We start from the raw sequence: 8,165 nt of genomic DNA on the forward strand, positions 1-8,165 counted from the left end.
CGGAACGGAACCACCCTGACCCGCTTGCCCCTGCGGCGCCGCAGGTGCACCGTTCTGACCCGGCGCCGCCGACGAACCATTCTGCCCCGGCGACGCCGGTTGCCCGGGGGCGGTCGGTTGGCCGGGGGCGGTCGGACTCGTTCGTCGCCGCTTCGACCATGGGGTTGTCGGCGCGGATGGTCCCTGTTCGGCACCGCCTTCATCCGCCGGATGCTCGACGGCGATCTCCGCCTCTGTGCTCGTCACCGTGCACCGCCGAGCATCCGCCCCTCGCTGGCACGGCTGAGCGGTCGTGCCGGAGGTCCGAGCGGCGGGCGGTGGAGGTACATCCGGTATCTCCTCCTACGTTGATCGCCCGGCGGACCGGAACAACATGGTGGCCACGGCAATTCGTGCACGTCCTACCGTCATCATCCTGACTCGTTCGGCGCTGAGGTCGGGTTCCCACCCTTGGGAATCCTCAACAATGAGGGAGTCGATAGAAGTTCCACGCACGGTCGTCAACGGTCTATCGCCGGGTAGGCGCGCACTCGACAGTGAATAGGTGATCACATGTTCGGTCTCGGTTTGAAGGACATCGTTTCCGGTGTGGCGACCGGCGTGGGATTCGCGTTGGGTGGACCGGTCGGTGGCGCGCTGGTGGGCGGGGCCGTGGGTGGTGCCATCGCGATGTTCGAGGGTAAGGGCTGGGAGGATGTTATGGAGGCCACCTTGGTCAACGCTGCCCTCGGCGCCGTCCCGGGTAGCTTCGTCGGGGGTGCCGCGAAGAACGCTGCGCTCAAAGGTGGAATGAAACTGCTCTCGCAAAGCGCCAAGGACGCTTTCACGTTGATGACCAAGAAGGGTTTCGGCGGTCTCGGCTCGCGCTTGGGTCTGCTGAGGCCGCCGATGAACAGATTGGGCTTGAGTTCCCTGACCGCTGGTGTTGCTACGGCGTACGGTGGTAAAGCTTGGCGAGATAGCCATCAAGAAGCAGCTCCGCCAGGTCCCGCTGAACTCCCGACAATCATCATCACGTAATGGACTGGGTCGCGGGGTAGCTCAGTGGAAATCACAATTCATGAGATGTGGATGCCTCATCTTGCGCAGATCAAACTGACGGCGCCACAGTATGAATTCCTTGTCACTACGGACACTTGGTACAGAACCCTGCCGAAACAGTTCCGTGGCTATTTCGATAGTTTCGGCAAGGATGGCAAGACCGATCCGCCGAAGGCGGAACCGCCCCCGCAGGTTACAGGTGACGGGCTGGCGAACTTCAAGACCTACTCTGCCACGGCACAGAGCCTGCGGCAGGCGATGGTCACTCTCACCGAATCGGGGCAGGCGCTGGCGCCGTTGGCTCATAAGACGGCCGCCATATCCGAGGGTGGACAGCGAGCGATCAATAAAGCCATCGACATCATCAGTCAAAACGCACCGACGAAGCCCAAGCCCGGGATCACGGAAGACCAGCACATCTACGAGTACTGCGATGCGGCAATTGGGGCGGCCGTGGAGGCCATAGAGGCTGCACACCAGGCCAACAAGGAGAACGCGGACGGACTGGACAAGGAGTCCGCGAAACTCAAAGTGCTGGAAGAGCAGATCAAGAAGCTCCAGCAGGAGAACGCGGACCTGAAGAAGCTGCGGGCCGACCCGGCCGATGTGCCCCAGATACCCACGCAGAACCCAACGCAGACTCCCCCTGGTGTCACCCCGATCGACGACAATTCCAAAGTTCCGGGGCTGGACAATCTCGATCCGAAAACTCCCGGACTCGATATCGGGAACACGCCGACCGGCCAATCGCTCGACGACAAGGTGCAGAAGGCGCTCGACAACCTCAACAACCCCGTCACGAATCCGAGTACGAATCCGAGTAACGCGACGCCAGCATCGGTGCCGAATACTCCCGCCGCGTCACCGGTGAATTCCGGTATGGACATGATGAGTTCGATGTTGCCGATGATGATGTCGCAGATGATGAACCGCGGCCAAGCCGACACCGACCTGCGCAGCCGGCGCAGCGAATACGACCCGTACGAGGACCAAATCCGAGCTGTCCCTGCGGCCGTCGCACCCGCCCAACCGGCAGTGCAGCAGACCGCCACCAGCACGCCCGCATCCCCGACCACTACCGCGCCCCCGGCGAGTTCGTCGTCCTCGCAGCCGACGACCGGTATGCCGGGCCGCACGCCGAACTCCGATGGAACTGTCGTGTACACCTTCCCGGACGGTCGGACGCAGAAGGTATCCGTCACGGTCGCACAGGCTTTGGATGCGGCGTTCGGCAACGCCAGCGGCACCGACGCCCAAACGGCATACGCGAAGACCCCGGCGAAGTGGTCGGACAAGAAGCAGATCGGGACCTCGGTCGATCCGTACCAGCTGATGACCGGCGATGTCGCGGTCTGGGACGAGCGCACCGCGATCGTGGTGGCCTTCCCCGCCGACGACGGCGGCACACTGGAGGTCGTGGTCAACGGCCAGTTGAAGCAGTTCGCTGCGACGGAAATGTCCGATAGCGCTGGGGAATTCGGCCAATTCGTCGGGTTCAGCCATCCGCACGGCATCGACGCGACTGCGCCGGAGGACCACGATCAGGGCAAGATGTCGGGTATGCCGGTCACTGGCGATTCGTCGGCGGGTACCGCGATGCCCGCGGTGGCCGCTCCGGCGTGATCGTGAGCCGGATGGTGAGAGGAGGAGGCAATGCCGCTCGATGTCGACCCGGCGCAACTCGTCGCTGTGGCCTCGAAGTTGGCCGCGCTGGCGCGTGACACCGGAACCGGATTGCCGAACAGCTGGGTGCGGCCCGCGGGGGCCGATCCGATCTCCGGGGCCCATGTGCCCCGGCTCAACGCTCAGGCCGCGTCGCTGTTCAATGGTGTGCTCGGCGTGCTCAATGAGGTCCAGCGCCACGCACACCACATCGGCGGCGCGGCAACCGATTACACCACCACCGATGATCAGAATGCCCGCATCGTGAGCGGCAGCGGCGCGGAGATCCTCGCCAATCCGGTAGGCGATGTGCAGGAGTTCGGCCTCCGGCAGCCACCCTCCTTCAACCTGCCCGCGGCCACTGGATCCGTCGACCCGCTCACCTTCGCGAAGCAGTTGCACACCGGCCCCGGCCCCGGGCCCGCGACCAGTTTCGCGGCCGATATCCGCAAGTACACCGGTGGCTTCCACGCCGCCGCCGCTGAAGGCGTCGACGGTGCGGCCATGCTGATGCAGAACTGGAAGCCGGTCGGCGCCACGGTGGCCGAGCACCTCACCGAACATCGGAATTGGCTGGGGCAGCTCGGCGCCGGATTGGGTGCGCTTGCCGACAATGTCGACGCCTACACCACCGCGTTCACGGTCGCGAAGGCCAAACATCCCACGCCCCAGGAGATCATTGCGGCCCGCAAGCGGTTGCTGGCCGCGATGAAGTCGAAGAACGAGTTGGCGCTCCAAGCGGCCCTCGCCGAATTCCAGGAGCAGAACGCCCGCTCCGCCGAGGCGATCACCGGTTATTCCACAACCGTCAACTCCCAGATTCCCACCGAGGGCGGCACGAGCGACGCCGGTGGCAGCGGCAAGGGCAGCAGCGGCGGCGGCAATGGCGGCAGCAGTGGCAGCGATACCAGCATGCTGTCCCAGATGCTGCCCGCGATGATGAACGCGATGACCTCCGCCGCCAGCATGGGCCAGAACCAGAACAACTCCGGCCTCGGCCTCGATGACGAGTACAGCGACTACGGATACGACGACCTCGGCATCCCCAGCGGTTTCGCGCCCATGAGTTCCGCTGGGGGCAGCCCGATCTCCGGCGTCGGGGTGCCGGATATCTCCGGCGCGGTCACTTCGGTCTCGGTGGGCTCGATGCCGATCGTCGCGACCGCGGGCGCGGCATCGAGCACTCCGGTCGGGATGGCGAGGACACCGGTCATCGAACCACTGTCGTCCGCATCGTCGGCCGCGGCGGCCGCGCGCGGTGCCGGTGCCGGGAACGGAATGATGCCAATGATGCCGATGTCTCCCGGTATGGGCGGTGCCGGCGGCGGCGGCAATGGCAACGAACGCAATCGGGTGGTCGCCTGGCATCCCGACCGGTTGATGTACGTCGACGACACTCCGCATACCGAACAGGTCATCGGGGAGCGGCCGACGATCGCCCCAACCGTGACACCGCCGACGCCGACGCCAGGCCAGGGCCCGACCCAATCCGGAGGTTCCATGTGAGTGATATCCACCCCGATGTACAGGCGGCCCTCGACGCCGCCCGCGAGTTGCGGCATCGAATCGCCGATATGCGTGAGCGGATCGACGGTATCCGAGCGCGTCGTCCGTCGCCCAGCGGCGCGATCATCCCCGAGGTGGATGCGATGGGCCGGCTCACGGATTTGTTTCTGGCGCCGGGCACCGTGGACCGTCTGACCAATCAGGAACTGGTCACCGAGATCATGGCGGCTATTCGGGAGAGCACCGCCGACGCGGCACGGCAGTACCAGAGTGTCATGGAAGCGGTGCCGCCGCCCGAGGTGTTCGAGCCGACCGGTCCGACCGGCCCCTCCGGTCCGTCCGGGTCGTCCTCGGCGACAGCTGGTGCGGTGCTGTCATGACCGAACCGGGCGCGGTCACCATCGCTGATACCGTGCGGTGGCTGCACGATGAGGGCTTGGTCCGGTTGGCCGGGGTCGCGGAACGGATGCCGAGTCTGGTGGCCGCGTACACCATCGACGTGGCAACTGGAACAGTCGTCGCCCATCCCGCGACCGGTGCCGGTGTCGGATCGGATGTGGTGACCCTCGGCGCGGACGATCTGCCCTATCCGGTCGGCACTGCGAAGCGGTTGATGATCGTCGGTGTCACCACCGCCGAGACACTGCTGGTCATCGACCTGGCGACCGCATTGACCATTGCCATCAATGCCGATCGACCGGAGCTCGCGGCTCGGGCCTGGGCGGTACAACTGCTGCTCAACTCCGAGATCACGGTGACCACCAATAGCGCCGATATCGCGATCGCGAGCAGTCCGCGCTGCCGCCAGAGTTTCATCCCCGGTAGCAGCGCAACGATCATGAATATCGACGACGCCCGCCCGCCGATCACGACGGTTACGCTCAACCCGACCAACGAGGGGCCCGACCATCTCGATATCGCTCCGGACGGAACCGCCGAGATGTACCTCGGCGCTCGATTCTGGCAGCTACGCCAGATCATGACCATCGATGATGCCGCGTGGAGCGCGCTGGCCGGGCGACTGGACGCACCCGATGAGGATCCGTCCGGGCACGGTGCATCCTCGAATCGTCAACCTGCCGAACGACTTTAGGAGGGATCCCGTTGACTGACCCACATCAGGACGAGTTCGACGTGGACGAAGGCGCGCCGGCTCCCGACTGGCGGAGCATGGTCTACGAAGTGTTCAATCCGGACCACAGCTGCGGTGTCGCCTGCGACCGTGACGGTGAGATCGTCGGGATGCACATCACCGACGACGCTCGTGACAACGGCGATGCCTGGTTGGCCGCCGAGATTCTGAAGCTCGCGCGCTTGGCACATATGAAGTCCCGGGTCGGGCTGCGGGCCGAAATGGAGTACAAGGGCACGCGTTCCTACACGATCGACTCGTTCGATCTGCCCACCGAAGCTTCCTTCCGCGCCACGGTGAACGCCGAATTCGGCGCCACCGGCTGAACCGAAATTTCCGCACCGAACCTCTCTCAGACGGGATGCCGACATGGTGGATATGGACGAATCGCACGAAGTGAACGCTGCGGCAGGCAGATTCGCCGGGGCCATCGAAACGGTGTCGGGTCAGGTTTCCTGTACCGTCGCGGACCTGGTCCTGCACCATCGGCCGGAATCGGCACTCGACTGCTCGCTCGATGCGCACCGGCAGGCAATCGTGACGGCGTTCGGTCCCGCCCTGACGGCCAGTAACTGCGGTGCCCAGGTCACCCAAGCCGCGACGGTGAGCACGACGAATGTCCTCACCGATGCCGATACGGCGGGCGCGGCGTGCGTCAACCGATACGACTCGATCTGATCATCGGATGCCACCGGAGCACGAAAGTCCGTACTGGGATGAGATCGTCAAGGACAACTGGCCCGAAGTCCCGCCCGGTGACTGGAGTGCACTGGAAGCCACGGCGCGTGAGGGCGCGGCGGCGCTGGATACCCTAGGCGCCGAACAAGCCCGCAAGGACTTCGACAATCGAGTCCGTGCCAGCGAGGGGCTCGAACCCGTCAAACAAAATATGCGGAAGCAGCGGGAAAACCCGCAGGCATTCGCCGACGCGCTGGATGCTGCGGCCGATATCTTCGGGCATTTCTCCGGTCTGGTCTATCGCACCCGCAACCAGATCCTCGACATCGTCGAAGAGGCCACCGCAAAGATTCGCCGCGCTTATCAGGCCGCCGAGAACGACGAATCCGATGACGAGGCCGAACGTGAGGCCAAGGCGGCCGCCCTGCGCGATCGTGTCGCCCGGATCAAAGCCGAGGCCCGCGCCGAAGTAGACGATGTGGCGCGGAAAGCGCTGAATTCGGTCGGTCCGACGAGTTTGCCGCCGCTGGAGCGGCTTTATGCTCTGCTGCGGCAGCCGGGTGGTCCCTATCGGCCGGACGGACCGCCGGGACATCGGCCCGCGCAGCAACATGCGCCCGGCCCCCAGCACGAGATCGAACACCCGGTGGTCGGACCGAACCACCAGTTCCCGGGTCCGCTGGGCTTCGGTCCGCAACTCGATGTGCCCGAGATGAATCTGTCCGGCCCACAGTTGCCGGGGAGCGGGCCGATAGATCGTCCCGTGGATTCGCCGTCGCAGCGCACGCCGACGGATGCGCCAACCGCCCCGGGGATGCCCCCCGTGGTCTCGGCCCCGACCTCGACTCCGGGCGTCACCACGGGCTACGTACCGGTGGCGCATCCGGACGGTGCTGATCCAGGTGCTTCCGCGACCGGTGTCCCGTCGCGTGCGACGTCGCCCACAACCGGCGAATTCCAGGATCGCCCCGATGCCGGTGCCCATCATGCCGGCGCCCATGGCGAGACGGCAGGCGAGGCCACCGATTCTGGGCAGCATGGGGAAACCGGCACGGCCGGAGCCAATTCCGGGCACGGTGCCGATCCCGCCGAGATCACCACAGAGGCGGCGTCGACCAACTCGGCGGCGCAGATGTCGCCGATGATGCCGACAATCCTGCCGCCCGCGGCCGGTTCGACCGGCATCTCCGCGCCGTCGGTATCGTCCGCGCCACAGGTGTCGGCCCAGACGTCGGCGCAATCCCCAGCGGCGCAGTCGCGGCCGCCGGTGGTGGACTCGAAAGCCCCGCAGGTCGATTTGCGCGGATCGGCTTCCCCGGCCCCGAAGGTATCCGCCGGTCCGGCCGCGCCGGTGCCGAATGCGGCCGTCCCGACCGCGAAACCGAGTTCGCCGCAACGTGATCCGCAGGCCGTGGACAGACAGCCGGATACTGGCGGTAGCGACGAACTGATCCGTGATGTCGTCGGTGGTGCGATGGTGGCCGCCGCCGCTCCGACCTTCATACTCGGCGAGCGGGTCGACGGTGATCTCGTGCTGGCGCGGACATTGCTGGGCGGTGTACTGGCCGTGGTGGATTCGTCGGTGATCGGGCTGGAATGGGCGGTAGCGATAATGCGGCATTCCGGCGGCGTCAACGCGTTCGTCGCCTCGAATGAGGGCCGTAGCTGGCTGCCCGCGGGCCTATATCTTCCGCGTGAGATTTCGACGCCTTGGATGTGGGAGGTAGCCGACCCCGCGTGGGAAGGCGTGTCCGATCCGGCGCGGGTGCTCGCCGAGTTCGGCGCGGCGTGGGGACGCCGAACGGGTGCGAAGGTGACGGCGATCGTATCGTCGCAGCCGATCGATTCGGCTATGCGCGCGCAACTGCGTGAGGTACCGATGGAGGGCCCGGTATCCGCCTCGTCGGCAATGGATTTGAGCGCCGCGGCAGCAGGGTTGGCGGATCGGCTCGGCCTGGTCGCCGCGCCGCAGTTACTGGAGCGGGTCGGGCAGGTGCCGGCGCAGGGGATCGGATCGCGCTGTATCGACCTCGCCTGGGATGCCCATCGACGCGTCGGTCAGGTGGGTGCGCCCGATTCGCTGGGGTTGCCGCGTTTGCGTCTGCGGATCTTGGAGGCGGTTCGGCAGCGTCGGGAGGTGTCTGTT

The 8,165-nt window shown here is 65.9% G+C and carries 8 protein-coding genes; all 8 read left to right on the plus strand.

What is annotated here, in order from left to right:
• Positions 1 to 552 precede the first annotated feature (552 nt).
• Positions 553 to 1,020, plus strand: a complete 468-nt coding sequence (locus tag AB0J29_RS36705) for a hypothetical protein (protein WP_364795862.1) — start codon at positions 553 to 555, stop codon at positions 1,018 to 1,020.
• A gap of 45 nt (positions 1,021 to 1,065) precedes the next feature.
• A complete protein-coding gene (locus tag AB0J29_RS36710; RefSeq protein WP_364795865.1) occupies positions 1,066 to 2,664 on the plus strand; it encodes a hypothetical protein in 1,599 nt (532 codons plus the stop codon).
• A gap of 30 nt (positions 2,665 to 2,694) precedes the next feature.
• Entirely contained in the window at positions 2,695 to 4,209 is a 1,515-nt protein-coding gene (locus AB0J29_RS36715) for a PPE domain-containing protein (protein WP_364795868.1), read from the plus strand.
• Complete coding sequence (locus AB0J29_RS36720; RefSeq protein ID WP_364795871.1) at positions 4,206 to 4,589, plus strand: YbaB/EbfC family nucleoid-associated protein; 384 nt, start codon at positions 4,206 to 4,208, stop codon at positions 4,587 to 4,589. The genes AB0J29_RS36715 and AB0J29_RS36720 overlap by 4 nt, the downstream gene beginning before the upstream one ends.
• Positions 4,586 to 5,302 carry a hypothetical protein gene (locus tag AB0J29_RS36725; protein ID WP_364795874.1) on the plus strand — a complete coding sequence of 239 codons (717 nt, stop codon included), beginning with the start codon at positions 4,586 to 4,588 and terminating at the stop codon, positions 5,300 to 5,302. Before AB0J29_RS36720 ends, AB0J29_RS36725 begins: the two co-directional genes overlap by 4 nt.
• Positions 5,303 to 5,313: 11 nt before the next feature.
• Positions 5,314 to 5,667 carry a hypothetical protein gene (locus AB0J29_RS36730; protein WP_364795875.1) on the plus strand — a complete coding sequence of 118 codons (354 nt, stop codon included), beginning with the start codon at positions 5,314 to 5,316 and terminating at the stop codon, positions 5,665 to 5,667.
• A 43-nt stretch (positions 5,668 to 5,710) separates the two neighbouring features.
• Entirely contained in the window at positions 5,711 to 6,019 is a 309-nt protein-coding gene (locus tag AB0J29_RS36735; protein ID WP_364795878.1) for a hypothetical protein, read from the plus strand.
• Between the two features lie 7 nt (positions 6,020 to 6,026).
• Positions 6,027 to 8,165: hypothetical protein (locus AB0J29_RS36740; RefSeq protein WP_364795881.1), on the plus strand; the 2,139-nt coding region annotated here is incomplete at its 3' end.

Origin of the sequence: Nocardia sp. NPDC049707, from assembly GCF_040674855.1 — a bacterium.
GTDB lineage: Bacteria > Actinomycetota > Actinomycetes > Mycobacteriales > Mycobacteriaceae > Nocardia.